Raw genomic sequence first — 25,491 nt, forward strand, 5'->3', positions numbered from 1 at the left:
CCGGTGGAAAGCGAGCCCGCGCCCTACTCGGTCCAGTAGTGTGCGACCGCCCGTCCCGGTGGCACGATCCCCCGGACACCCCCGAAGCGGGGACCCGAGGCAGGGAGGGGCCGCGGCCATGCGGTACAGCACGCTGGGGGCCACCGGATTGAAGGTCTCCCGGCTGGGACTCGGCACCACCACATTCATGGGGATCTTCGCCCGCCGGCCCCCGCAGGAGTCCCTGCGGGTGCTGCTGCGGGGCCTGGACGCCGGCATCACCCTCGTCGACACCGCGCCCTCCTACGGCCAGGGCCTGGCGGAGGAGTGGGTGGGCCGGGCGCTGCGCGGGCGGCGCGAGGAGGTGGTGCTGACCACCAAGGCGGGCTGCTACGCGCCCGGGACCTTCGACTTCTCCCCGGCCCGGATCCGCTCCGGGCTCGAAGAGAGCCTGCGCCGACTCGGCACCGGCCATGTGGACGTCCTGTTCGCGCACGACGTCGAGCACTGCGCCCCCGGCCGGCTCGTCGAAGAGGTGCTGCCCGTGCTGGGACGGCTCAGGGACGAGGGCAAGACCCGCGCCGTCGGGGTGTCAGGGCTGCTGCTCGAACCGCTGGCGGAGGCGGTTCGGCACGGCGCAGTCGACGTCGTGCAGAGCTACTGCCGCTACGGTCTGCACGAGCGAAGCCTGGCCGCACCGGCCGCCGACTGGCGCGCCCGGCGGGTGGCCACGATCCTCGGCAGCCCGCTGGCCATGGGCCTGCTCACCCGCGCGGGCCCGCCCGGATGGCACCCCGCACCCGCCGCCCTGCGCGCCGCCGCCCGCCGCGCTGCCGCCGTATGCGCCGAGCACGGCACCGACCTGGCCTCCCTCGCCATGCGGTACGCGCTCGCCTGCCCCCAGCTCGACGCGGTGCTCACCGGCGCCGGTGATCCCGGCCACCTCGACCGCAATCTGCGCGCCGTGGAATCGGCACCCGAGCCCGGGGTGCTGGACGCGGTGCTCGGCTGTTTCGCCGACGTCACCGAGCGGACCTGGCCGAGCGGCGACGGCGGCGACGGCGGCCAAGGCGGCGACGAAGGTGACGGCGGCGACGAAGGTGACAGCGGCCGGCCGGCCGCCGGCCGGTGACCCTGCGAGAGCCCGGGAGGATCCCATGCCCGCAAGTGACGCCCGGCCGGCCGGCGCCCCCGTGCCGCCACCCCGCCGGCCGCTCAGATGCGCTGTCGTCGGACTCGGCTTCGGCCGGTGCCATGCCCGCGAACTCGCCCGCATGGACGGCGCGGAGCTGGTGGCCGTGGCCGAACTCGACCCGGCCGCGCAGGGCTTGGACCTGGTCGGTTTCAGCGCGTCTCTCGGCGCCCGCGGCCACCGCGACGGCCTGCGCCTGATCGCCGAGGAGGAGCTGGACGCCGTCGTCCTCGCCGTACCGCCGCGCGCCCGGGAGAAGCTGATCCGCGCCGCCGGGGACGCGGGGCTCGCGCTCTTCCTGGAAAAGCCGTTCGCCGCCGACCGCCGGCACGCCGAAGCCCTGGCCCGGCTGTGCTCCGGGTACCCCGCGTCCCCGGTGATGCTGGACTTCTGCCTGCGGCACCTGCCCGCCGTCGCCCGGCTGCGGGAACTCCTCGCGGGACCCCTGGGCCGCCCCCTGGTGGTGAACGCGGACCTGATGCTGCCCCGGGACGACAGCCCCGGGTGGGTAGGGGATCCGGCCGACGGCAACGGCGTCGTCAACGAGAACACCTGCCACCTCTTCGACACGCTCGGCTTCCTGCTGGGCGAGCCGGAGACGGTGCACGCCGAGGGCGGCGCCTACCGCGGCGGCCGCCTGGAGGACGGCATCGCCGTGGCCATCGGGTACGCCGGCGGAGCCGCCGCCGTCCTGACCGGCGGCAGCCTCGGCGTACCGGCGCTGCGCACCCCGGCCGCGCTCACCGTCCACGCCGAACGGGGACAGGCCCGGCTCACCGGCCGCGACCACATGTTCACCGCCCTGGAATGGGCCACCGCCGAGCACACCGAGGCCGTACGGGAGAGCTGGGAACCCCTCGGGCGCGGCCGGATCGCCTCCGCCGCCCTGCGCCATTTCGTCCGGTCCGTCAGCGCCGGTACCGCCCCCGAACCGGGCGTCCGGGACGGCATCGGGGCGGTCGGGCTGGCGATGGCGGTACGCACCTCCCTGGAGACCGGCGGCCGGGTGCCGCTGACCCGGCGGGGCGGGACGCCCTGACGGCGCGGCGGTCGGCCCGGCGGACACTCACCCGGTGCGGCCGCGCTCGCGCACCGCGGCCCGGTGGAAGGCCAGTTGTTTGAAGAAGGCGAGGAGCTGCTGGTCGGGCGGGACCACCGCGAGTTCCCCGCCGACTCCGTCCAGCGCCCCCCGGTAGTCGGTCCGGTACGACTTCATCGACTCCGCCGCCATGGCGAACCGTCCGGTCACCGGGACACCGCGGAACGCCGGGGAATCGGGGCCCCACGAGGGGCGCGGCGAGGTGAACAGCAGGACCGACGGCGACAGCGCGTGCCCCGCGGCCAGCGCCCCGAGCAGCAGGCAGGGCTGGGTGCCGTTGGCCCCGATGTCCACGATCACCGGGTCGTCGGTCCCGTGGCCCGCCGCCGCCCGGAACCGCCGGGCCAGCGCACCGCAGCGCTGTGCGAACAGGCCCTGCTCGATGCCGTGTCCGAGCACCTCGTCCACCAGCGGGTGTGCCGTCCCGAACAGGGTCAGCGGCCCTGCGCCGCGCCGTTCGGCCTGCCCCCGGCCGTCTGCCAGCTCCTGGCGGAACAGCCGGACGAACAGCTCCCCGAAGCCCGCCTCTCCCGCCGCGGCGCGCTCCCGGGCCGCCGAGATCAGCAGGAACAGCTGCGAGGCGACCAGCCCGTTGTCCATCCACGCGAAGTGCCGTCCCCCCTGGCCGCCGCCGGACACGGTGTCGGACAGCCCGTCCGCGCCGAACACCTCGTGCCGGGTGCGCACCAGCACCCGCCGCTCGGCATCGCCCAGCAGCGACAGCCGGCTCATGTAGAAGACGCGGGAGGCGTGCGCGCTGCCCCGCCACAGGTCGTAGGAGAGCTTCAGGAACTCGGCGTCCGTACCGAGGAAGACCACCACCCGGCGCTCGGCGCCGAGCGCCTGCCGCACGGCCCGTACCGTCTCGCTCCCCAGGGCGCACAGCGCCGCGTACAGTGCCGCCGGCTCCGGCGGGCACGCCTCGAGGTCCCGGACGGAACCGGGCAGCAGCGACGCGAGGTTGCGGCGGTACTCGGCGGCCTCGTCCGGGCCGAGGGACCCGGCCTGGGCGAGCCCGCGCCCCAGGTGGTGTGCCAGCCGGGCGGGGTCGAGCCCCAGCACCCGGGCCTTGCGCCGGGCCCAGTGGACGGCCTGCCCGGCCTCCAGCGGCCGGGGGACGTCCAGAAGGTCCTCGGACACCCGCGCCAGGTGTCCGGCGAAGGCCTCGGGGCCCGAAGCCCGCGGCACGCGCCGTACCAGCCGCTCCAGCGCGTTCGCCGGCCCCGGACCGCCCCTGCCCTGGCCCTTCATCTGCGGTCCCGCAGGGGTTCCGGACCGCAGGTCAGGTCGTGGAAGCGGGTGGTGGAGCCGGCCGAGAACGGGGCCTGTGCGCACACGCCCGCCCACAGCGGCTCCTCGGGAAGGCACAGGGTCCGGGCGAACCGCCAGTCCGCGTCCCCCGGGGTACGGAACAGCCCCGCGAACCGCCGCCCCTGTCGGGTCACCAGCAGGTCGGCGCGGGGCCCGGGCAGGGCGGGCCCCATGGCCTCGTCGGAGTACGGCAGGGAGGCGACGGTCACCACGGCCCAGGACCCGGCGGCCGTCCGCTCGACGCACAGCTTGACCGAGCCGGCACCGGTGCGGACGACGAGCCCGCCGGCGTCCGCGAAGCGGGTGCCGTCCTCGACGACGACCCCGGCGCACAGCCGGAAGTCGCCGTCGAACCGCCGCACCAGAGCGGGCAGCGCGTCGATCTCGCGTACCGCCGGCATCGCGTACAGGTCGGTGCCGGCACCCGCCGTCAGCCGCAGCCCGCCCGGCGCCGGGCGCACGGACTCGGCCGGCGGCCCCAGCCGGTACCACGTCCCGGGCAACGGTGCGGCGGGCTCGGCGCGCGGGTGGCCCTGGGCAGCGGTCACGGCTGGGCCATCGCACCGTCGACGCTGATCGCCTGCCCGGTCAGGTGGGGCGCGGAGGCGAGATGGACGACGGTGTCGGCGATGTCCTGCGGGCTTTGGAACTCGCCCTGCGGAATCAGTGCCCGCATCCGCTCCCAGCACTGCTCCCGGGTCTCGCCCGGGCGCACGAACTCGCTCAGCAGGTAATCCCACATCTGGGTGCGGACGATGCCCGGGCACACGGCGTTGACCCGGATGCCGCTGCGCGCCACCTCCTTGGCGAGGGAGGCGGTGAAACCGATCACCCCGAACTTCGCGGCACAGTAGTGGGCCTCCTTGGCGAAGCCCGTCCGCCCGGAGATGGAGGAGAAGTTGACGATGGCGCCGCCTCCGCCCCGGCGCAGCAGCCCGATCGCGTGCTTGCACATCAGGAAGACCCCGGACAGGTTGCCCGAGACGACGGCTTCGAACTGGGCGAGCGTCATCTCCTCGACCCGGGAGATGTGTGCGACACCGAAGGCGTTGACCACCACGTCGAGTCTCCCGTGCTCCTCGTCGATCCGGGTCAGCAGGGCGCGTACCGAGTCCTCGTCGCCCGCGTCGGCGTCGGCGGCCGTCACCGCGAAGCCCTTCTCGCCGAGAGTGCGGGCGAGTTCCCGGGCGGCGGCGTATCCGCCCGTCCGCCGGCTGCGGTAGTGGTTGACGTCCGAGGCGAGCTGCTGTGCGTCGGCGGCCACCACGGTGGCGCCCCGGCGAGCGAACGTCTCCACGACCGCGGCACCGATCCCGCGGCCGCCGCCGGCCACCAGGACGACACGGTCGTCGGGCTGTGCCGGGTGTGTGGTCATCGGCTCTCCTCGTCGAGGGTCTGTCGGTACGTCAGGGGTTCGAGCAGCAGCGCGTCCAGCAGCCGCGGGAAGGCCCGGTAGTCGGCCGGCTCGCGCCCGGGCCGGGCGACGATCTCGCGCAGCCCCGGCCACCGGCTTCCGGTACGGGTCTCCAGCCCGGCCAGGGCCGACTCCAGTGCGCTGTCGTTCCGCTGGAAGTAGTCCAGGAACAGACGCTCGGCCCGCTCCGGATCGAGCCCCGGGTGGGCCCGGGGCCGCTCGGCCACCCGCAGGGCCCCGGCGATCCGCCGGTCGGGCCGGACGCCGGGGCGCCGGCCGGGCTCCTCAAGCGCCCGCCACAGCGCCCCGGCGTCGTAGGGGCCGCCGTCCGGGAGCCGGGCCGGTGCGTAGGCACGGTGCAGCAGGCGCTCGGCGCAGTGCTCCTCGTCGATCCGGCCGAGCGGCCGGATCCGTCCCATGGTGAACTCCGTGCTGGTGTCCAGGGCCGTCGGTATCAGGTTGTCCGCGGGCAGGAGTTCCACCGCGGGGCCGACGTTCGCCGCGAGGACCGGAACCCCGTGCGCCAGCGCTTCGAGGACCACCCTGCCGAGCGTTTCGCGGGACGCCGTGCTCGGGAAGAGCAGCACATCGACGGAGCGGAAGAAGCCGCCCAGCTCCCCCTGCCCCAGTACGCCCGCAGCCCTGACCCGCCCAGGGTCCACTCCGCGCCGGCTCAGGGCCCGAAGCACCCGCTGCGGTGCGAAACGTTCGGTGTTCGGCTTGCCCGCGAACACCAGCCCGGCCCGGCCGCCGCTCAGTTCGTGCAGCCGGGCGAAGACCCGCAGCACCTGGTCGAAGTTCTTCGCCTCGGACAGCGCCCCGAGGTAGCCGACGTGCAGCGTGGCGGTGCGCGCGGGCACCCGCACCGTGGGCCGGTGAGGCAGCCGGTGCAACAGCGGATAGGCGACCGCCGAGTTCTCCTCGCGGACGCTGTCGAAGTGGCGGATGTACAGCTGCCGTGCGAACTCGGTCGGGAACAGCGCCAGATCGCCGTCCCGGACGTGACCGCGGCACAGCTCCTCCTGGGCCCAGTAGCCGGACCACAGGCTGGTGTGGATCTCCCGCACGATGCGGTACGACGCCCCGGCCCGCTCCCGCCACAGGTGGTAGAGGTAGGCGTAGGGACCGCTGCCGGCGTAGACGACATCCTCCCGGGTCCCTGGGGCCAGGCCCTCCGGCAGGCCCGGCCGGCCCCGGGTGAGGTCGTGCGGGACGGCGCCGCGGCCGGCGAGCAGTTCGGCCATCTCCTGGTGCATGAAGACCGCACCGTCCACCGACCCGTCCGGCCGGCTGTTGCGGGAGTCGTGGAAGTACCAGCTGACGCTCATCCGGCGGCTTCGTTCTCCCGCAGCGCCCGCAGCCGCTCGGCCAGAGCGCCGGGCGCCATGCCGTGCCGGGACAGCTGCGTGTCGTGCACGCAGTTGCGGATGTCCGAGCGCACGCCGTGCGGCGTCAGCGGCAGCAAGTACCGGGACCGCAGACCTTCCCCGAACCCGCCGGACACCCCGTTGTACTCCACGCTCAGCAGCGCACGGCAGCGCCGCAGCCGCTCGACCAGGGCCGGGTCCAGCTCGGGACGCAGCGCCGCGCAGTGCAGCTGGGGCACCCCGAGGCCGCGGTCCCGGTTGGCCTGCGCGACGAGTACGCCCGCGTAACCGAAGGTGAGCACGCAGCAGTCGAGGTCCGCGGCGTCCGGGGCGCCACCGAGCCAGACGGCCGCGTCGACGTCCCCGGCACAGTCCTCGCCCAGGGCGGCGAAGCGGGCGTCCACCATGCTCAGCACGTGGGCCGTCGCCGGATCGGCCAGCAGCCGCCGGACGCAGGAGCGGAACTCGGCGGCGGTGACCGGCTCGTAGACCCGGGTCCCGGTGATCTGGCCCAGCAGGTTCAGCGCGTTGGCGGCGCCGCCCCAGGCCCCCCAGCTGCGGCCGGCCAGCACGAGCAGGTGCCGGATGCTGGTGGTGGCCTCGGTGAGCATGCCCAGGGAGTCCATGTAGTACATGGCGTCGGTCGCGACGACCTTCACGGTCTCCTCCGGCAGGCTCAGCGTGAGTCCGAGGGAGAGCGTCTCGGCGAGCCCGGTGTTCTCGTACGGCACCGCGTTCGGCAGGCCGAAGCGGGCGGCCATGTCGCCGGTGAAGACGGCGAGGCGGCGGCCGGTGTCTTCCTGGACGCCGGCCAGCAGCCGGCCGGCCGTGGTGGCGAACGAGGGCCTGGGTGGGGGTGCGTCCGGGTCGGGGGGCAGCTTGAAGCTGTGCCCCTCCTTGCGGGTGGAGCACAGCAGCGCACCGCCGCCCGGTCCGTCCAGCATCACCCGCAGGGACTTGGCGACGGCCTCGGTGTCCAGGCCGTCCGTCTCGACCGTCTGGCCCAGGTAGTGGGACAAGTACTCCCTGCTGACCGGGGCACGCAGCGGTTCGATGCCCCTGCCGTTGCTGTCGACGACCAGGACCAGATTGTCGAGCCCGGCCTCGTGTGCGAAGCGGAGGCACTCGAAGGTGACGCCCTCGTGCAGTTCCCCGTCCCCGGCCAGGCACACGACCTTGCGGTGCAACCCATGCCGGCGCAGGTCCCAGGCCAGGCTCACCGCCTGGGCCAGTCCGACGCCCAGGCTGTAGCGCATGGTGTTGCGGAAGCCCCAGTCCCGGTGGACCACCCCGGTCAGGCCGTCCCGGTGCAGCGTGGCCAGCGGGGTGAACGGGAAGGTGCCCCGCACATACCGTTCGGCGTAGAAGCTGGGGGCGATGTGCCCGCGCCCGACGATGAGTTCGGCTCTCCGGGCTCTCCCGCCTCTCCCGGTGCTCGGGCCGGGGCCGTCCCGCTGCCCGGCGCGGCCCCCGGGGCCGGGCACCAGGCCCAGGTCGAAGCACGCCCGTACCAGGTTCAGCGATGACAGACAGCTCTGGTGGTTGCCGGACCCGGCGATCTCGTGCATCCGCAGCAGGACCTTCGCGCTGTCCCGGTAGAGCCGCTCCGGCACGGCCGCGGCCACGGCGGCCAGTTCCGCCAGGGGCGTCGCCGGCGCGGACCGTTCCGCCAGGCGCCGCCACTCGGCCAGCTCCCGCTCCATCACCCTGGCCTCGTCCGGGGTGAGCCGGGGCCGTGCCGCGCGGGCCGGCCCTTCGAAGCGGCCGAGCAGTCCAGGGCCGCCGGCCCCGACCAGGCCGCTGGTCACCGGCGCGGTCATCGCGCCCCGTCCAGCACCTCGTCGAGCGCCGCGCCCAGCAGGGCGGCGATCCGGTCCAGGTCCGCCTCGGTGGAGACGTAGGCCGGAGCCAGCACCACCCAGTCGTCCTCCCCACGGATGATCAGCCCGCGCCGCAGGCACGCCCGGGCGACCGCCTGGCCCACCCCCTCCCCGGTCCTGCCCCCGGCCCCGTCCCCGGCGGCCGACGGCCCGGCCGTCAGCGTGATCCCGTACAGCAGTCCGGCCGAGCGCAGTACGCCCCGGCCGCGCAGCGCGCTCTCCAGCAGGGCCGTGAAGTGCCCGGACAGCCGGGTGACTCTCGCCGGCACGTCCAGCTCCCGGTACAGCCGCAGCGCGGCCAGCCCCGCCGCGGCACTGACCGGGTTGGCCGCGTAGGTGTGCGAGGGGGCGAAGGCGTAGGAGGCCGCTCCGGTCGCCAGCACGGGGGCGACCCGTTCGCTGATGAGCACGGCGGCCAGCGGGGCGTAACCGCCGGATATGCCCTTGCCGACGCAGAGCAGATCGGGCACGGCCCCGAAGGTGTCGGCGGCGAACGCCTGCCCGGTACGCCCGAATCCGGTCACGATCTCGTCGAACACCAGCAGGATGCCGTACCGGTCGCACAAGCGGCGCAGCCCCGGCAGGAAGCCGGGCGGCGGCACGGCCATCCCCAGCAGATGCACCACCGGCTCGACCACCAGTGCCGCGATCGCGCTCGGGTCCTCCGCCTCGATGGTCCGCTCGATCAGGGCCAGGGCCTGCGGCCCGGCCTCTTCCGGCCGGAGGCCGGGCAGCCGGGCCAGCGAGTGCGGCGTCCACACTCGCACGGCGCCGGTCAGGCCGGGGCCGAAGCGGGTGGTGTCGGGGCGCCCGGTCATGGCGAGCGAGCCGAAGGTCGCACCGTGGTAGCCGTGGTAGCAGCTCAGCACCTTGTACCTGCCAGGCTCACCCCGCTCCCGGTGGTAGAGGCGGGCGAGCCGCAGGGCGGCCTCCACGCTCTCCGAACCGCCGTTGACCAGTTTGGCCAGTGAGAGCGGGGCCGGTGCCAGCCGGACGAGCTGCGTGGCCAATTCGACGGCCCCCCGGCTGGTGCCGTGCAACGGCGGGTTGAAGGGCAGCCGGTGCAACTGCTCGGTGACGGCGTCGGCGATCGGCCGGCTGCCGTAGCCGAAGCAGGTCACGAAGATCCCCGACAGTCCGTCCAGGTACTCCCGCCCGGCCGCGTCGGTCAGCCGGACCCCCTGGGCCGACTCGAACAGGATCGTGTCAGGGGAGCGGGGCGATTCGAAGCAGAACGCTGAGGTGTCGAGGCCGGTCCACGAGGAGGCCGGATCGGTCTGGACTGCTGACGGCACGGTCTTCTCCTCCAAGGCGGCGCCCCCTGGGCTCCGGTCGGCAACGGGAAGCTGGCGCGAGAGCTGAGCGTGCGGGGCGGGGGAGGGGCGCGGTCATGGGGTGAGCAGGGCATGGGTGTCCGCCATCCGGGCCGGTGCTAGCAGGTCGAGGTACTCGGCCCACAGGTCGTCCAGGATGTCCCGTTCGAGGACGTCCTTGGCGATGTCCACGACGACCGGGACGGCGTACCCCAGCAGCCGGGGCATGAGCAGCCCCGCCTCCCCCGGTGCGAGCAGCCCGGCGCCTTCGGCGGCCCGTACGAACGCCCTGGCACCCTCCCGGCGCACGGCTCGCCCGCCGGTCACCCGGCCCGCGCTCGCGGCGGTCCAGGCGAGGTCGAGCAGCCGGTCGTCCACGCGCAGATTGTCGAAGTCGAGGACGCCGGTGATCAGGTCCCGGTCCGCTTCACCGGACAGGAAGTGCCGGTGGTGCAGGTCACCGTGGACCACGGCGGTGCCCCGTGCCGCCTGCTCGCCGGCCTCGGTGAGCCGTTCGAGCAGCGGTGCGGCGCCCTCCAACTGCCGCAGCACCCCGCTGATGAGCCGCCCCCACCCGTCCGGGCGGCGCGCGGCCATCGGCGCCAGCCGCCCCAGCGCATCGTCCAGCGCGGCCCGCCAGCACGGCTCAGCCACCAGCGGATCGACGGGGTACGGGGCGAGCGCCCGGACGACCTGCTCAGGAAGCCCGTCCAGCACCGAGCGCAGGGCGAGTCCGGCGGACGCGATGCCCCGCGCCCGGGCCGGGGTGACCGCCGGGTGCGCGGTGCCGGGCAGCAGGGGCAGGAGTTCGCAGCCGATTCCGTCCCGGAGGACGGCGGGGGCACCGTCCAGGGCCGGCACGGCGACGGCGACCGGGATGCCCTGCCGCGCGCAGACCTCCATCACCTGCCGCTTGATCACGTGGAACGCCACCGGCCGCAGCGCCTCGGCGGTCAGCTGAGCCTTGAGGACGAACTCGCCCCCTGCGCTGCCCGGTTCCCCCACAACGCTCACCCGCCACAGCCCCGAGGTGTGACTCAGGGGCCGCCCGGCGGCGGGCCTCAGCGGCCGGAGCACGCTCGCGCGGGGGCTGATGCCCCAGTGGGTTTCCAGCACCCGTTCGATCCACGGCGGGCTACCGGGCCGCGGACCGCCGGGCGACCGCGCCGGCCCGCGCGTGGACTCACCGGTCGTGGCGCACGGTCCGCTGACAGCCATCGGCCCCCCAGATGCGACAGGTTCGACACCATCGTGCGGCCGCCGCCCGGCCGCCACATCACCCGGTCGAGCAGTCCGTGACGCGCGCGCGGGTACGGCGTGCGGATCGCGCCGTGCCTCCCGCGCCCGCCGGGCCCCCGGGCGGCGGTCCCTCAGGCCGACGCCTCACGGGTGGCCAGCGCAGCCGGTTCAGCGTCCGTGTGGGTCGGCCACCAGGCGCAGCAGGGCCCAGCCGACGAGGTCGATCACCTCGCTCGGGCCGACCGCCATGCGACCACCACCCCGGAACGCAAAAAAGGCCACCCCCGCCTCCCGGCGGAAGTGGCCTATGTGACCTGCGAAAACGCTGGTCGGGACGGCGGGATTTGAACCCACGACCCCTTGACCCCCAGTCAAGTGCGCTACCAAACTGCGCCACGTCCCGGTGCTCGCTCGGTTCGGGGCTTTCCCCTCTCCGCTCGCGCACAAAGAACAATACAGCACTTCAGGGGGTGCTCGCCGCCACCCCTCCCTCCCTGGCCGGGAGCGGAAGGATCGGCCGGCTCCCCGTCCCGCCCCGGGCGGACAAGACCGAACGGGGCCGGGCAGCCGGACCGACAACGGGGCTGGGCAGCCGGACCGACAACGGGGCCGACGGGAGTCGCGGCGGGGTTTCGCCGAGGCTGCGGGGGGAACTCCGGCTGTTCTGCGACAGACGGCCGGAGCCGCCGGAAGGCACCGGCCTCACTCCAGGGGAGGAGGTCTCGGCTGTGAGCCGGTCCCGCATTGTGATCGTCGGAGCTGGATTCGCCGGGTACCAGGCGGCGCGGACCCTCTCGCGCACGCTTCGTGGCGCGGTGGAGATCGTGCTGGTGAACCCCAACGACTACTTCCTCTACATGCCACTGCTGCCCGAGGTCGCCTCCGGCATGCTGGAGCCGCGCCGGGTGTCCGTCTCGCTCGCCGGGACGCTGCCCCGAGTGCGGCTCGTCCTCGGCGAGGTGGACGACATCGACTTCGATCAACGCCGTCTGCGGTACGTCGACCCCGAGGGCCGTTCGTCGCAGCTTGACTACGACCGGTTGCTGCTGACCGTCGGCAGCGTCAACAAGCTGCTGCCGATCCCCGGTGTCGCCGAGCACGCACACGGTTTCCGCGGCATGCCGGAAGCCCTGTATCTGCGCGATCACGTCAACCGCCAGATCGCGTTGGCGGCCGGGGCGGACGATGAGCGGGAGGCGGAAGCCCGCCGTACGTTCGTGGTCGTCGGGGCCGGCTACACCGGCACGGAGGTCGCGGCGCACGGCAAGATGTTCACGGACTCGCTGGCCCGGCAGCACAGCCGTAACGGGTCGCCCGGGGATGAGCCTTCCGCGGACCGCCGTCGCGGGGGTAAGGACGCCGGGCGGTCGCGCTGGATGCTCCTGGACATCGCCCCGCGCATCCTGCCGGAGCTGGACCAGCGGCTCTCGGACACCGCGGACAAGGTGCTGCGCAAACGGGGCGTCGACGTCAGGGCGGGCACGTCCGTCAAGGAAGCCACCAGCGAGGGCGTGCTGCTGGACGACGGCGAGTTCGTGCCGACCCGCTCCCTCATCTGGTGCGTGGGCGTCCGCCCCGATCCGCTCGTACAGGACCTGGGACTGGAGACGCAACAGGGCCGGCTCGTGGTCGACGAGTACCTGCGTGTACCCGGCCACCCGGAGGTCATGGCGTGCGGCGACGCCGCCGCGGTGCCCGACCTGACCAGGCCGGGAGAGATCACGCCGATGACGGCACAGCACGCCGTGCGACAGGGGAAGACAGCGGGGCGCAACCTGGCCGCCTCGTTCGGTTACGGCGCTTCCCGGCCGTACAAGCACCATGACCTCGGGTTCATGGTGGATCTGGGTGGGGTCCAGGCGGCGGCGAATCCGCTGCGCGTGCCCCTCTCGGGCCCCCTCGCCAACCTGGTGACGCGCGGCTACCACCTGGCGTCCATGCCGGGGAACCGGATCCGTGTGCTGGCGGACTGGGCGCTGGACGCGGTGCTGCCCCGCCAGGCGGCACAACTGGGGCTGGTGCGCTCGTGGTCGGTGCCGCTGGAGTCCTCCTCGCCGGAGGTGGCCCGGGTGCCGGCGCCCTGACCGTCACCGGCCGGCGCGGGCTCCGGTGTACGCGTGCCGGTGTATGCGTGCCGGTGCCGGTGCCGGTGCCGGTGCCGGTGCCGGTGCCGGTGTCCGTGCTGGCCATGGTGAAGCCCTGATCGTCGCGGATCGACCGCGGCAGGCGAGGGACAGGGAGGCCATGCCAGGGTGGCTGATGAGGCCATGCAGGGGCGTCTACGGTGTGCGGTGGTTTCCTTGTTCCCCTGAGACGTGGACGGGCGGCAGGAACTCGCGCACAAAGGCGCGGTGCCACCACGCGCCGGTCTCCCGCCGCTCCTCACGCGTCGTGAAGCGGTAGCGGTACAGCAGAGCCCGCACGTGCGTGGGCGGTTGCTCGGAGAACGGGTTGGTACGCAGCAGCCGGAGGGTCGGGCGGTCGTTGACCAGCAGACGCTCCACCAGAGGCTCGAACCAGCCCCTGGTGTACGCGGGGGAGAGCGCGGCGAACCACATCTGCCAGTCGAGGCGGAGGTGGTACGGGGCGAACTGACGCGGCAGGCGGCGTACGTTGCCCGGCTTGCCCTTGAACTCGTACTCCCGCCATGTCGTGCCGGCGGTGAGCCGCTCGTCGTCGGTGCCCTCCAGCACGATCTCCTGGCGTACACGCGTGACGCTGCCGAAGGCCCCGTACGTGTTGACCAGGTGCAGGGCGTTGAACGACCGGTTCATCTGCTGCGTCCGGCTCACCAAATTCCGGGCGGGCCAGTAGCTGAGCACCACGATCAGCAGCGCCGCCACGCACACCACGACCGCGAACCACAGCGGAGCCGCTCCGTAGGAGGGGGTGCCGCTGAGGGCGGACATGTCGACGGCGGAGAAGGCCAGGACGATCGTGAGCCAGTTCAGCCAGGAGAAGTTGCCCGAGAGGACGAGCCAGAGCTGCGTGAGGATGATCAGGCCCGCGGCGACACTGGCGACCGGCTGCGGAAAGAAGAGCCCGAAAGGAACGATGAGCTGGGCCACGTGGTTGGCGCCCACCTCGATCCGGTGCAACCGCCGGGAGAGGTGATGGAAGTACCAGCTCAGCGGGGAGGGCATGGGCTGGGTCTCGTGGTGGTAGTACAGGCAGGTCAGGTCGCGCCAGCACTGGTCGCCACGCCATTTGATCAGTCCGGCCCCGAACTCCACACGGAAGAGCAGCCACCGCATCAGCCACAGCGTCAACACCGGGGGCGCGGTCCGTGCGTTGCCCAGGAAGATCGCCAGGAAGCCCGCTTCCAGCAGCAGTGACTCCCAGCCGAACCCGTAGAAGATCTGGCCCACGTTGACGAACGAGAGATACAAGGCCCACAGCAGTGCCCACATCACCATCGACGCCCACAAGGGCACCGCGTCCGCGGCCCCCGCCACCACGGCGGCGGCGAGGGCGACACCGGCCCACGCACACGCGACCGTGACCCGGTCGTCGCACCGCCAGTGGAAGAGACTCGGCGCCGCTCTGAAGGGCACGCGTCGCACGAAGGCGGCGGCGGGCAGCAGCCCGTTCTCACCCAGCAGCGCGCGGAACTGCATGGCCGCCGAGAAGAAGGCGACGAGGTACACGGCAGCCAGGGCACGCTGGAGGACCAGCCGGCTCAGCTCGTATCCGGACGCGGAAAACCACGGCGTGAACCACTCCATGGCGGCCATGAGTACCACCCGTGCCGCACCCCCACGCCTGGCCTCTGCCGAGCAGGGGCGACGCGGCCGGTGGGAAGCCCGTGGATGCGGCACGCAACCTCACGACCCTCCTACGGGGTCCGTAAGGAGAGAGCAGGCCTCGGGAACCGACACAGGAGGTGCCATGACGCACGCGCTCGTCATCGGAGGCGGTATCGCGGGAGCCACCACGGCGCTGTCGCTGGCCAAGGCCGGGATCAGCTCCACCGTCTACGAGGCGTACCCGGCCGGCGCCGATGACGCGGGTGCCTTCCTCGTGCTGTTCCACAACGGTCTCGAAGCGCTCCGCACCATCGGCGCACACCAGGCCGTACTCGGGGTCTCGTTTCCCGCCGAACGCGTGGAGATGATGGCGCATACGGGCGACAGCATGGGAGAACGCCCGGTCTCCGGTGGTGGTGCGGCGGGAGGCGCGGGCGTCCTCGGCCCACGTACCCTGCGGCGTGCGACGCTCTGCCGGGCACTGCACGACGAGGCGGCGCGCCGTGGCGTGACCATCGAACACGGCAAGCGGCTCGTGGCCGCGGACACGGCCTCCGACGGGCGCGTGAACGCCCACTTCGCCGACGGCACCCGTGGAGAGGGAGACCTGCTCGTGGGCGCCGACGGGCTCCACTCGGTGACCCGTACCCTGATCGATCCGCACGCGCCGGCGCCCCGCCACACGGGGCAGATCACCGTGTGCGGGTATGCCCCGCGGGTCGCACCGGAGGCAGCCCCGGCGCCCGGGACCTACCGGATGATCCAGGGCAAGCGCGCCTTTCTCGGCTGCACCATGGCTCCCGGCGGGGAGGTGTGGTGGTTCGCCAACACTCCAGGTGGCGCTCTCGACCGGGAACAGCTGTCCACCGCACAGCCCCGGCAGGACGCGCGCTGGCGCGACCACGTCTACGGCCTCTTCGCCGACGACGCCTCACCCGCGGCCGACATCGTGCGGGCCAGCGCGGAGGGCACCGTCGCCACCAACGCCTACGACCTGGCCCGTACACCCGTCTGGTCGCGGCACTCCATGGTGCTGATCGGTGACGCGGCGCACGCGGCAGCGCCCAACGCCGCTCAGGGAGCGTCCATGGCGATCGAGGACAGCGTGGTGCTGGGCAAGTGCCTGAGGGACCTGCCCACGGTGGCGGAGGCCTTCGCGCGTTTCGAGTCGCTTCGCCGTGAGCGCGTGGAGGCCGTCGTCGAGCGCAGCGCACGCCTCAACGACAAGGTCGTGCCCCGTCCTGCGGCGCGGCAGGAGGGGAAGCCTGGGCAGGAGGACTCGGGCAGCGACTGGCTGCTGCGCTACCGCATCGACTGGGACGCCCCCGTCACCCCGGCCACGGCGTGAGAGGAAGGAGCGCCGGGAGACCTCTCCCACCCGCGGGCGTGGGAGGGAGCACTCCTTCGGGTGACTACGGTATGACCATGACCATCCGCGTGCTCCTCGTCGACGACGACGCCCTCGTGCGGGCCGGGCTCCGGCTGATGCTCGGGGGCAGCCCCGACATCGAGATCGTGGGGGAGGCCACGGACGGCGGCCAGGTGCTCGGGCTCGTCGAGGAGCATCGTCCGCACGTCGTCCTGATGGACATCCGGATGCCGACCGTGGACGGTCTCACGGCCACCGAGACGCTGCGCCGCCGGAGCCGGGCACCCGAGGTCGTCGTGCTCACCACCTTCCACGCCGACGCCCAGGTGCTGCGCGCGCTGCGGGCCGGTGCCGCGGGTTTCCTGCTCAAGGACACCCCGCCGGCCGAGATCCTGGCCGCCGTACAAAAGGTGGCCTCGGGGGAGCCGGTGCTCTCGCCCGTCGTCACCCGGCAACTCATCCAGCACGTCACCCCCGCCGGACACGACAGCCGCCGCGCCCGTGCCCGCGAGGCTCTTGGCGTGCTCGGGGAGCGGGAGAGCGAGGTCGCCCTCGGTGTCGGACGCGGGCAGACGAACGCAGAGATCGCGGAGTCGCTCTACATGAGCGTGCCGACGGTCAAGACACACGTGTCCCGCATCCTGACCAAACTCGATCTCAACAACCGGGTGCAGGTGGCTCTCCTGGTCCACGACGCCGGACTGCTGGAGGAGACCGGACCGAGCGACGCGTGAGGCCGGCGACCGCGCCTCAGGGCCGGGAATCCATGGCGCTCGCAGGCGTTGCACCAGGTGTGACTTCATCGCGTCGGTTTCCCGTTCCGCTGTCCGTCCTGGACCGCTCCCTCGTCCGCGCGGGCGAGCATCCAGGGCAGGCGCTGCGTGACACCGTGCGCTTCGCGCAGCAGGCGGAGGAGCTGGGCTACCTGCGCTTCTGGGTGTCCGAGCACCACGCGGTCCCGGGCATCGCGGGCTCGGCACCGTCCGTCCTGGCCGCTGCCGTGGCCTCGGCCACCTCCCGTATCCGGGTGGGTACGGGGGGTGTGATGCTGCCGAACCACCAGCCGTTGGTGGTGGCGGAACAGTTCGGGGTGCTCGAGTCACTCTTTCCGGGTCGGATCGACATGGGCCTGGGGCGCTCGGTCGGCTTCACCGACGGCGTCCGCAAGGCGCTGCGCGTCGGCAAGGACGCCGCCGAGGGGTTCAGCGCGCAGATATCCGAGCTGCTCGACTACTTCGAGGGCACCGGGCCGGTGCACGCACGTCCCGCCGAGGGGCTGCGTGTGCCGCCGTTCGTGCTCGCCGTCGGTTCCGGCGCGGCCGTGGCGGCGGAGCACGGTCTGCCGCTGGTGATCGGCGTCGCGCGCGACGAGAGCCGGACGCGTGAGGCGGTGGAGACCTACCGCCGTACGTTCCGCCCCTACGGTGGCGCGGACCGGGCGGGGGAGGGCCCGCAGGGCGTGGCCCGTTCCCCGTACGTCGTTGTCGCGGTGAACGCCGCCGTCGCGGCGAGCCGCGAGGAGGCGGAACTCCGCCAGGTCCCCGAGGCGTGGTCGACCGCCGTCTCCCGCACTCGGGGCACCTTCACCCCCTTGCTTCCGCCCAGGGAGGTCCTCAGCCGCACCATGAGCGCGAAAGAGCGTGCCGCTTTCGACGAGGCACGGCAGGCGCAGCTGCGCGGCACGGCCGCGGAGGTGACCGACGCCTTGGCCGCGCTCGCCGTAAGGACGGGCGCCGACGAGGTGCTGTTGACACTCAACACCCACGCACCGGCCGACCGTCTGGACTCCTACCGCCGCCTGGCCGAGGCCGCCGGACTGCCGCCAGGCCCCGGCTGACGCGGCGACGCCTCGTCCGCGCGGCCGGGCGCCGGTCCGGCCCGCCCAGGAGGGGCCCGGCGCCGGACCTCAGCCCTGCTGTCCCGGCAGCTCCTTCTTGAGGATTTTGCCCATGTCGTTGCGCGGCAGGGCATCCAGGAAGCGCACCTCGCGGGGACGCTTGTGCGGCGCCAGCTGACCGGCCACCAGGTCTGCCAATTCGCCCTGGTGCGGGGGCTGCTGCGGCGAGGCCGGGACGATCCAGGCGACGATACGCTCACCGAGGTCGTCGTCCGGCTCCCCGGTAACGGCGGCCTCTGCGACGGCGGGGTGGCCCAGCAGCACGTTCTCGATCTCTCCGGCCCCGATCTTGAATCCGCCGCTCTTGATCAGGTCGGTGGCCTTCCGGCCGACGAGGCGCACCGAGCCGTCCGCGTCCCGGGTCGCCATGTCGCCGGTGCGGAACCAGCCGCCGTCGAAGGCCTCGGTCGTGGCGTCCGGACGGCCCAGGTACTCGGTGAACAGATGGGGGCCACGGACCTGGAGTTCGCCCACCGTCTCGGTGTCCTCCGCCGGGATGCGCTCCTGCGAGTCGTCCATGAGGCGGATGTCCACGTCGCGAAGGGGAAGACCGACGGTGCCGGGCCGGGAGGTGCCGCCGGGCCGCACGCTGGTGTTCATCAGCGTCTCGGTCATCCCGTAGCGCTCGATCACCCGCTGTCCTGTGGCGGCCGTCAGCCTCTCGTGGTCGTGCAGTGGCAGGGCGGCGGACCCGGACACCAGCAGCCGCGCCCCTGCCAGCGCCCGCACCAGATCCGGGTCGCTCGCGCAGGCGTCGGCGAGACGGTGGTACATCGTCGGCACACCGAACAGCATCGTGCCGCCGCCTGCCAACTCCCGAACCACTCCTTCGGAGGTGAAACGCCCCAGGTGGCGCAGGGTGCCGCCACGGCGCAGTGGGCCGAGTACGCCGAGGATGAGACCGTGCACGTGGAACAGCGGCAGACCGTGCACCAGCACGTCGTCCGCCGTCCATTCCCACGCCTCCTCCAGCGCGTCCAGGGTGCTGGCCAGCGCGCGCCGGGAGAGCACGACGCCCTTGGGCGGGCCGGTCGTGCCGGAGGTGTAGACGATGAGCGCGGGCGCTTCCGCGTTGGGTTCTGTGGGCGGGATCGGGGTGGCCGCCACCGCCTCCTCGCTCAGGTCGACATCGGTGCGCACCAGCGATCCGAGCGGCTCCGGCAGCTCCGCGCCGGGCTCCGCCAGCACCATTCCCGGCGCACTGTCGGTGACGATGTGCGTCAGCTCGCTCTCGCCGCTCCTGGGGTTCACCGGTACGACGGGCACTCCGGCGAGCAGCCCGGCGACCACCGCGACGGCCGTCTCCATGCTGGGAGTCGCCCAGACGGCCACCGGGGCGCCGGGCTCCAGGCGGATCGCCAGGCCGCTCGCCGCGGCGGAGAGCTGGCGGTAGCTGAGCGCTCGCTCGCCGAAGCGCAGCGCCGTGTGTGAGGACGCCGCGTGCAGCGCGGGGAAGAGCAAGGACACCCGGGACTCCTTCGTGATCGCTCGCCTCTGAGTACGGCCAGCATCTCACCCGCCCACGGCGGCGCGGCCTGCCCGGGTCCGGTCGGGCCGACGGGGTTCCGAAGGGGCGCCGAGGGGGTGCCGACGGGCTGGAGCAGCGGTGGGCCGGCGCACGTGCGCCGGCCCCGCCTCGTCATCCGGTCGCCTGGGGGAAGAGCGAGGTGAACGCTTGGGTGGGTTCCTCCAGCCCTCGGGCGAACGGTGCGTCGAAGTGCCAGACCAGGAAGAGCAGGAAGGCGATCAGAGCGCTGAAGATGCCGGCCAGTACCAGTTCCCTGCCGGAACGCTGGATCTGCAGGGCGAAGAGCATGCCCACGGAGACGATGGCGCCGGCGTACAGACCGATCCACACGACCCCGGGCATCGTCGGCTCGGCACTGTCCGCCCGGGCGTTCCGCGCGGTGTCCGCCTCGGCGACCTGATCGACGACGGCCTGGTACGACTGGGCCTGCTGCATGGTCTTCGGTTCGTAGCCGGTGACGTCCGCGCGCAGCCGGCCGAGCATCCGGTCGCCCCGGTCGGTGAGTTCGCCGTGCTCGACCATGTGCGACCACTCGGTCTTCACGGCGTAGCGCACGTAGGACTCGACGTCTTCCCGTACACGTTCCCGCTCGGCTGCCGGGTACGTGCTGACCCGCTCGTGGACCTCGTGCAGCGCCTGCGCCTCCTGTGTGACGGTCGCCTCGGCCGCGTTGCGTTCCTCCCAGACACCCGCGATGGCCAGACCCAGCACGATCGCGTAGACGACGCCGATCATCATGGTCATGTATTCGATGACGTCCGGCGTCTCGGTCGGGTCCTGGTCGCCGCTGGGGCGCCGGCGTCTGATGAGGACGACAGCGGCGACCACCAGACATGCGGCGAGCAGGCCGAGAACCAGAACGAGCCAGTCGGACAACAGGGGCCTCCAGGTGCGCGGAGAGACGTATGTGTGTGGGGGTGGAGCTTGTGGCAGTGGGCTCGGAAGCGCGTGCGGCGGTGTGCGTCGGAAACGTGTGCGTCGGCGCCTGCACGCAGACCGAGGGGGCGGAGGGAGAGGGATCAACCGCCGCTGGTCGCGTCGCCGGACGCCCCTGAGGCCGCCTGACGGGCGCTGTTCGTCCGAGGACGCAGCGCAGCTGCCGCGAGCACGGCCGGTGCGATGACCAGCAAGGTACGGGTGACCATCGACATGGAGCCGTCGGGCTGCTGCCGGTCGGGGGAGAGGTGGCGGGGGGCCGCGGCAAGGCTGCGCGACGGCGACGGCTCGGGTGAGGTGGGCGCGGGTTCGTCCGGGGGCGCCGGCGAGGGCCGCTCGGGGGGCCGGGGCGGAGCCGGTGTGTGCACGGCGGGCGCCGCCGACCTGGAGGCAGCCGCAGGCGGAGGTTCCAAAGGCGGGGGCGCCGGGCTGGCGGGCGGCGAGGACGGCGGAGTGGGGGCCGGGGAACTCGGCGTCGGCTCAGGCGGCGTAGGCGTAGGCGTCGGCGTGGGTGTCGGTGTCGGCGTGGGCGGTTCCGAGTGGCAGGGCCGATGTCCGGTCGTAAGGTGCACGGTGCCTTGCGCGGTCTGGATGGTCAGGGAGGACCCTGGACAGCCGTGGGGTCGCCCGGTCGTCGCGGTCACCTGCGAGTCGTCGGTGTGGACGGTGAGCTGGGAACCGCCGTCCGGCTGGCCACCTGCCGTGGCGCCGAACGACTGCGTGGCCCCTGCCGAGGTGCCGGGGCGGGGGATGGAGGTGCTCGGAGTCGTCGGCGGTGACGCCGGGACCGGCGGCGGATGCGGTGAGGCCGGCGGGTGCGGTGAGGCGGGCGGGTGCGGTGAGACCGCGGGCGCGCCGGCCGTGCCGACTGGGCCGGTGTCGGCGGGTGAGAGGGCAGCCGCCGGGGCCATGGAAGAGCCGTTCGGGGCATCCGCTTGTCGGGGCGTGAGGGAGGACACACCGAGTGCCGAGGCCCCTCCTGCCGTACCGAGCGCGGCGCAGACAACGAGCGCCGTCGTCAGTGTCCTTCGTCGTGTGTGGCCGTTGGCCCGCTCGCTGTCCCGTTGCTGCACACGCCGAGCATGAGGGGCGTGAGGGGGCGCGTAGAAGGCTTCTTGCCGGTAGTCACACGATGGACTGAAATGCCCGCACGCGAGGGATGCCTCGGGCCCGAGCTAGCGTGCGTGAGTGCGAGGTTGCGGGCTGCCCGGCGTGCCCTTGCCGCAGGCGGCCCGCCCGTCCCGGGCCGGCGACGGAGAGCCGCGTGCCGTAGCGGGACGGGAGGGCCGGCCGGGTCCGGTAACGGTCACTGTGCCTTGACGAGCTCCATGTAACGTGCCCAGTCCCAGTACGGCCCGGGGTCGGTGTGGTCGGCTCCCGGCACCTCGTTGTGGCCGATGATGTTCCGGCGGTCCACCGGGATGCCGTGGCGACGGCAGATGTCGGCGGTCAGCGCGGCCGACGCCTCGTACAGGGCGTCCGTGAACCAGGTGTCGGGCTCGTCGACCCAGCCCTCGTGTTCGATGCCGATGCTGCGGGTGTTGTAGTTCCAGTTGCCCGCGTGCCAGGCCACGTTCTTCTCCCGTACGACCTGCGCGACATGGCCGTCCGCTGAGCGGGCCAGGTAGTGCGGGGAGACGGCCTTGTCGGGATTCTGGAAGATGGCGAGCGCGTCGTCGTAGTACTCCTGGGTGACGTGGATGACCACGAACTCGATCGGGTACTCCGTCGGCCGGTCGGCCACCGTGTAGTTGGACGAGGAGGCGGGGATCCACTCCGCTTCGGGATAGTCGACACCGGCTGACTTTCTGGAGCGTGCCGCCGCGGTGCCACCGGTCAGCAGCGAGGCGCCGGTGAGGCCCGCGGCGAGGGCGAGGCCGGTTCCGCCGCGCAGCAGCGTGCGCCGGGAGGTCCGGCGGGTCGGCACGGAGGTGTGGTGGTGTGCTGAGTCCATCGTGTCTCCCAGTGGGGGGAAGAAGAGGGGTGAGAAGCAATGGGTGCACATGCGTGCGGAGTTGACGCGCGTTGATGATGGCAGCCGCCGGGAAGGCTGCCAAGAGCCGCACAACTGTGCCATTGGACTGACCTCTGGACGACCCGCGAGCGCCATGCGGGCCGTTGCGGATGCCGGGAATAGCGACCGATCCGTCCCTGGCACATGACTGCTCTTCGCGCGGGCATCATCCCCGCACTCACGCCAGGTAGGACAGCGGATCGTCCAGCACCACGCGGACGGCGGCATGCGCGGCCCCCAGGAGCGGTCCCTCCGCGCCGAGCCCGGATATCACCAGCGCGGGCGGAACCCCGGGCGCGGCCGTACGCTCCCGCAACTCCCGCTCCAGCGCGGGCAGGAGCCAGGTCGCGAACCGGGCCAGCGCACCGCCCAGCACCACGGCACGGGGGTCGAGCAGATTGACCGTCCCGGCGAGCGCGATACCCAGCGCCGTCCCGGCCTCCTCCAGCGCGTCACGGGTGCGTGCGTCCCCCGTGGCCGCCCGCTCCGCCAGAGCCGTGAGAGCCGCGTCGCGAGGGCCGTCGGCACGCAGGCCCGCCGCGCGCAGTAGCGCGACCTCCCCCGCGTACTGCTCCAGGCAGCCCCTGCCACCGCAGACACAGCGCGGTCCGTCCGGGCGCACGGGCGCGTGTCCCAGCTCCCCGGCGAACCCTCGTGTACCGCGCAGGAGTTCGCCCGAGAGCACGACGGCTGCCCCGATGCCGACCTCGGCCGAGACGTGCACGAAGTCGCGGGGGACCCGGTCTCTGTCCAGCCAGAGCTCGGCGAGGGCACCGAGGTTGGCCTCGTTGTCCACGAGGAGGGGCAGCGCGTCCGTGGAGAGAGCTTCTGCGGCCGTGCGTTTTTGAGCTCCTGCGGTGCGGTGGTCCTCCACTCCTGCGGTGCGGTGATTTTCCGCTCCCGCGTCAAGGCGATCCGCCGCTCCGGCACCGGCGAGTGCGCCCGCGATGTCAATGTCGTGCCAGCCGAGGTTCGGCGCGCGCACCACGGTGGTCGTCCCGCGCGCGACCAGTCCGGGGACGGCCACCGACAGGCGGACGGGACGGAGTTCCCCTTCCCGGGCCTGCTGGGCCACCTCGTCCACCAACGTGCGCAGACGGGTGAGGACCACCCCCGGATCGCTGTCCCGGCCGTCGGACTCCAGACGTGCGCGGGCCCGCACCTGCCCGCGTGGATCGACTGCACAGACGGCGAGGTGGTCGACACCGATCTCCGCACCCAGCCCGCACGGACCTGCGTCGGTCAGCACGAGGGCTGTGCCGGGACGTCCTGGGCCTCCGCCCGCCCCGCCGGGCGGAGTGGTCCCCTGCTCGGTCAGCAGACCACCGCGCAGCAGCTCCTCGACGAGCGTGGAGACCGCCGTACGGGTGAGTCCCAGCCGCGCCGCCACGGCCGCGCGCGAGCACGGCCCCTGCTCGGCCACCGCGTGCAGTACACGCGACAGGTTGCGCCGGCGCATCTCCCGCTGCGGACTGACGCCGTGACCTGTCATAGGGGCCGAGGACTCCTTCCGGCCGACAGGTCTCGGTCGTCCTGTTGCCGTCGTCGCAGTGGGTGCGGTCGGTGCGGGTCCGTGCGGGCGGCCCGTTCTGTGCGGACGGTCGACTTCAGTGCCGCATGTCCAGCAGCGTCCTGGCGCCTTCGAGGGTGGCGGACAGCCGGGTGAGCGCGGCCTCGTCCCGCTCGACGGGCTCGTAGGCAGGACCGTCGGCGGTGTTCCAGCGGCGGGCGACCGCGGCCGGGTCCTCTCCCAGCAGCAACCCCGCCGCCTGCGCCGCCGCGCCCAGTGCCACCAACTCCTCCGCCCGGGGCACCTGGACCGCTCGACCGGACAGCCGCCGTACCGTCTCGCGCCAGGCGACGCCTTTGGCGCCGCCGCCGATCAGCAGCAGGGGAGCGTCACTCGTGTCGTCTCCCGCCTGGCCCAGCACGAGATCGAGAGCACGCAGCAGAGCGAAGACCGCGCCGTCGTAGGCGGCCTGGAGTACCTGGCCGCCGGTGGTGGCCTGCTGGAGGCCGGTCAGCAGCCCGGTGGCGTACGGCAGGTCGGGCGTGCGCTCGCCGTCGAGGAACGGCAGGGCGGTGACGCGGCCCCCCGCTTCGACGTCCTCGCGGTCGCGGGAGAGCAGCGCGGCCAGCCGGTCGACGGCCAGGGTGCAGTTGAGGGTGCAGGCCAGTGGCAGCCAGCCGCTGCCCGCGTCGGCGAATCCGGCCACAGTGCCGCTGGGGTCGGCGGGGCTGCGGTCGGACACGGCGTAGACGGTGCCCGAGGTGCCCAGGCTGAGCACCGGCTGTCCGGGCAGCAGTCCGAGGCCGAGTGCGGCGGCCATGTTGTCGCCGGTCCCTGTGGCCACCAGGGTGCCGGGGGTCAGAAAACCGCCGTCCGTCTTGGCCACCGTGCCCGCGGCCTCGCCCGCTCGGTGAACGGGCGGCAGAAGAGCGGGGTCCAGCGCGGCCAGGCTCAGGATCTCCTCGTCGTACGACCCGGTGTGTGAGGACCACCATCCGGTACCTGACGCGTCGCCCCGGTCCGTACCCGCCTGCCCCGTCAGCCGTTCGGTGAGGAAATCGTGCGGCAGGCGTACGGCCGCTGTCTCCCGCGCGGCCTCCGGTTCGTTCTCGCACAGCCAGGCCCACTTGGTGACGGTGAAGGCCGGGGCCGGCACGCTGCCGACCCGCCGGGCCCACGCCTGCGGGCCCCCGAGGCCGGCCAGCAGACGGTCGCGCTGCGGCGCGGAGCGTACGTCGTTCCACAGCAGGGCCGGGCGTACCGGGCGTCCGTCGGCGTCCAGGGTCACCAGGCCGTGCTGCTGTCCCGCGACCGAGACGGCGGCGGCCTCCCCTGCGACCTTTCCGCACCGCGCCACCGCGGTGCTCAGTGCCTGCCACCATTCCTCGGGGTCCGATTCCCGGCGGTCGCCGGGAGAGACCGTGTGCGGCGCCTGGCCCCGGGCGACGACCTCGCCGGTGGGGGCGTCCACCACGAGGACCTTGGTGGACTGGGTCGAACTGTCGACCCCGATGACGAGCGGCCCTTCCGGTGCGGTCATGGGCTGCTGATCCCTTCCCTCGCTGCCGGTGCTGTGCGCATACTAATTTGTCAGCAGCCATGACGAATAGCCGTGCGCGGCACTGCTCAGGCCCGTGACCCCCTCGTTACGGCCGTCGTGGAACGCCGCTCCCGCCGGACGGGGGCGCGCCGCGGAC

Annotated in this window: 20 protein-coding genes and 1 tRNA gene; 6 read left to right on the forward strand and 15 right to left on the reverse strand. The window is 73.2% G+C overall.

Annotated elements, in window-relative coordinates:
• Positions 1–118: 118 nt before the first annotated feature.
• Both MMF93_RS30490 and MMF93_RS30495 read left to right on the forward strand, forming a co-directional pair.
• Positions 119–1,111, forward strand: coding sequence for an aldo/keto reductase (locus tag MMF93_RS30490; RefSeq protein ID WP_242756387.1), 993 nt, complete (start codon positions 119–121; stop codon positions 1,109–1,111).
• Between the two features lie 25 nt (positions 1,112–1,136).
• Positions 1,137–2,210, forward strand: a complete 1,074-nt coding sequence (locus tag MMF93_RS30495; protein WP_242756388.1) for a Gfo/Idh/MocA family protein — start codon at positions 1,137–1,139, stop codon at positions 2,208–2,210.
• Positions 2,211–2,237: 27 nt separating this feature from the next.
• Here the strand turns inward: MMF93_RS30495 and MMF93_RS30500 are convergent, their stop codons facing one another.
• The 8 genes from MMF93_RS30500 to MMF93_RS30535 all read right to left on the reverse strand — a co-directional run bounded on the left by MMF93_RS30500 (position 2,238) and on the right by MMF93_RS30535 (position 11,197).
• Entirely contained in the window at positions 2,238–3,521 is a 1,284-nt protein-coding gene (locus tag MMF93_RS30500; protein ID WP_242756389.1) for a hypothetical protein, read from the reverse strand.
• The gene (locus MMF93_RS30505; protein ID WP_242756390.1) at positions 3,518–4,129 is read right to left on the reverse strand and encodes a DUF1349 domain-containing protein; all 612 of its coding nucleotides are present in this window, start codon (positions 4,127–4,129) and stop codon (positions 3,518–3,520) included. The genes MMF93_RS30500 and MMF93_RS30505 overlap by 4 nt, the downstream gene beginning before the upstream one ends.
• A complete protein-coding gene (locus MMF93_RS30510; protein WP_242756391.1) occupies positions 4,126–4,956 on the reverse strand; it encodes an SDR family NAD(P)-dependent oxidoreductase in 831 nt (276 codons plus the stop codon). Before MMF93_RS30510 ends, MMF93_RS30505 begins: the two co-directional genes overlap by 4 nt.
• A complete protein-coding gene (locus tag MMF93_RS30515; RefSeq protein WP_242756392.1) occupies positions 4,953–6,323 on the reverse strand; it encodes a glycosyltransferase in 1,371 nt (456 codons plus the stop codon). The genes MMF93_RS30510 and MMF93_RS30515 overlap by 4 nt, the downstream gene beginning before the upstream one ends.
• Positions 6,320–8,182, reverse strand: coding sequence for a thiamine pyrophosphate-dependent enzyme (locus MMF93_RS30520; RefSeq protein ID WP_242756393.1), 1,863 nt, complete (start codon positions 8,180–8,182; stop codon positions 6,320–6,322). The genes MMF93_RS30515 and MMF93_RS30520 overlap by 4 nt, the downstream gene beginning before the upstream one ends.
• The gene (locus tag MMF93_RS30525) at positions 8,179–9,537 is read right to left on the reverse strand and encodes an aminotransferase family protein (protein WP_242756394.1); all 1,359 of its coding nucleotides are present in this window, start codon (positions 9,535–9,537) and stop codon (positions 8,179–8,181) included. Before MMF93_RS30525 ends, MMF93_RS30520 begins: the two co-directional genes overlap by 4 nt.
• Positions 9,538–9,630: 93 nt before the next feature.
• Entirely contained in the window at positions 9,631–10,569 is a 939-nt protein-coding gene (locus MMF93_RS30530) for a phosphotransferase (RefSeq protein WP_242756395.1), read from the reverse strand.
• 551 nt (positions 10,570–11,120) lie between these two features.
• A tRNA-Pro gene (locus tag MMF93_RS30535) sits at positions 11,121–11,197 on the reverse strand.
• A gap of 325 nt (positions 11,198–11,522) precedes the next feature.
• On the opposite strand from MMF93_RS30535, the gene MMF93_RS30540 reads away from it, so the two are divergent.
• Positions 11,523–12,878 carry an NAD(P)/FAD-dependent oxidoreductase gene (locus MMF93_RS30540; protein ID WP_242756396.1) on the forward strand — a complete coding sequence of 452 codons (1,356 nt, stop codon included), beginning with the start codon at positions 11,523–11,525 and terminating at the stop codon, positions 12,876–12,878.
• Positions 12,879–13,073: 195 nt separating this feature from the next.
• Here MMF93_RS30540 and MMF93_RS30545 read toward each other — a convergent pair whose 3' ends face one another.
• Positions 13,074–14,528: a lipase maturation factor family protein gene (locus tag MMF93_RS30545; RefSeq protein ID WP_423835555.1), complete on the reverse strand. Its 1,455-nt coding sequence runs from the start codon at positions 14,526–14,528 to the stop codon at positions 13,074–13,076.
• Positions 14,529–14,682: 154 nt separating this feature from the next.
• Between MMF93_RS30545 and MMF93_RS30550 the strand changes: the two genes are divergently transcribed.
• From MMF93_RS30550 to MMF93_RS30560, 3 genes are all read left to right on the forward strand, one after another.
• Positions 14,683–15,888: an FAD-dependent oxidoreductase gene (locus MMF93_RS30550; protein ID WP_242756397.1), complete on the forward strand. Its 1,206-nt coding sequence runs from the start codon at positions 14,683–14,685 to the stop codon at positions 15,886–15,888.
• Between the two features lie 71 nt (positions 15,889–15,959).
• Complete coding sequence (locus tag MMF93_RS30555; protein WP_242756398.1) at positions 15,960–16,643, forward strand: response regulator transcription factor; 684 nt, start codon at positions 15,960–15,962, stop codon at positions 16,641–16,643.
• Between the two features lie 59 nt (positions 16,644–16,702).
• Positions 16,703–17,746 carry an MsnO8 family LLM class oxidoreductase gene (locus tag MMF93_RS30560; protein WP_242756399.1) on the forward strand — a complete coding sequence of 348 codons (1,044 nt, stop codon included), beginning with the start codon at positions 16,703–16,705 and terminating at the stop codon, positions 17,744–17,746.
• A gap of 69 nt (positions 17,747–17,815) precedes the next feature.
• On the opposite strand, the gene MMF93_RS30565 is transcribed toward MMF93_RS30560, so the two are convergent.
• The 6 genes from MMF93_RS30565 to xylB all read right to left on the reverse strand — a co-directional run bounded on the left by MMF93_RS30565 (position 17,816) and on the right by xylB (position 25,334).
• The gene (locus MMF93_RS30565) at positions 17,816–19,273 is read right to left on the reverse strand and encodes an acyl-CoA synthetase (RefSeq protein WP_242756400.1); all 1,458 of its coding nucleotides are present in this window, start codon (positions 19,271–19,273) and stop codon (positions 17,816–17,818) included.
• 172 nt (positions 19,274–19,445) lie between these two features.
• Entirely contained in the window at positions 19,446–20,210 is a 765-nt protein-coding gene (locus tag MMF93_RS30570) for a bestrophin-like domain (RefSeq protein WP_242756401.1), read from the reverse strand.
• A 143-nt stretch (positions 20,211–20,353) separates the two neighbouring features.
• On the reverse strand, positions 20,354–20,638 hold the full coding sequence (locus MMF93_RS30575; protein ID WP_242756402.1) for a hypothetical protein: 285 nt from the start codon (positions 20,636–20,638) through the stop codon (positions 20,354–20,356).
• Positions 20,639–21,576: 938 nt separating this feature from the next.
• On the reverse strand, positions 21,577–22,224 hold the full coding sequence (locus tag MMF93_RS30580; RefSeq protein WP_242756403.1) for an N-acetylmuramoyl-L-alanine amidase: 648 nt from the start codon (positions 22,222–22,224) through the stop codon (positions 21,577–21,579).
• Positions 22,225–22,462: 238 nt separating this feature from the next.
• Positions 22,463–23,776: an ROK family transcriptional regulator gene (locus tag MMF93_RS30585; protein WP_242756404.1), complete on the reverse strand. Its 1,314-nt coding sequence runs from the start codon at positions 23,774–23,776 to the stop codon at positions 22,463–22,465.
• Between the two features lie 115 nt (positions 23,777–23,891).
• Positions 23,892–25,334 carry a xylulokinase gene (gene xylB / locus MMF93_RS30590; protein WP_242756405.1) on the reverse strand — a complete coding sequence of 481 codons (1,443 nt, stop codon included), beginning with the start codon at positions 25,332–25,334 and terminating at the stop codon, positions 23,892–23,894.
• Positions 25,335–25,491 lie beyond the last annotated feature (157 nt).

The organism is Streptomyces tubbatahanensis, from assembly GCF_022699385.1.
Taxonomy (GTDB): Bacteria; Actinomycetota; Actinomycetes; order Streptomycetales; family Streptomycetaceae; genus Streptomyces; species Streptomyces diacarni.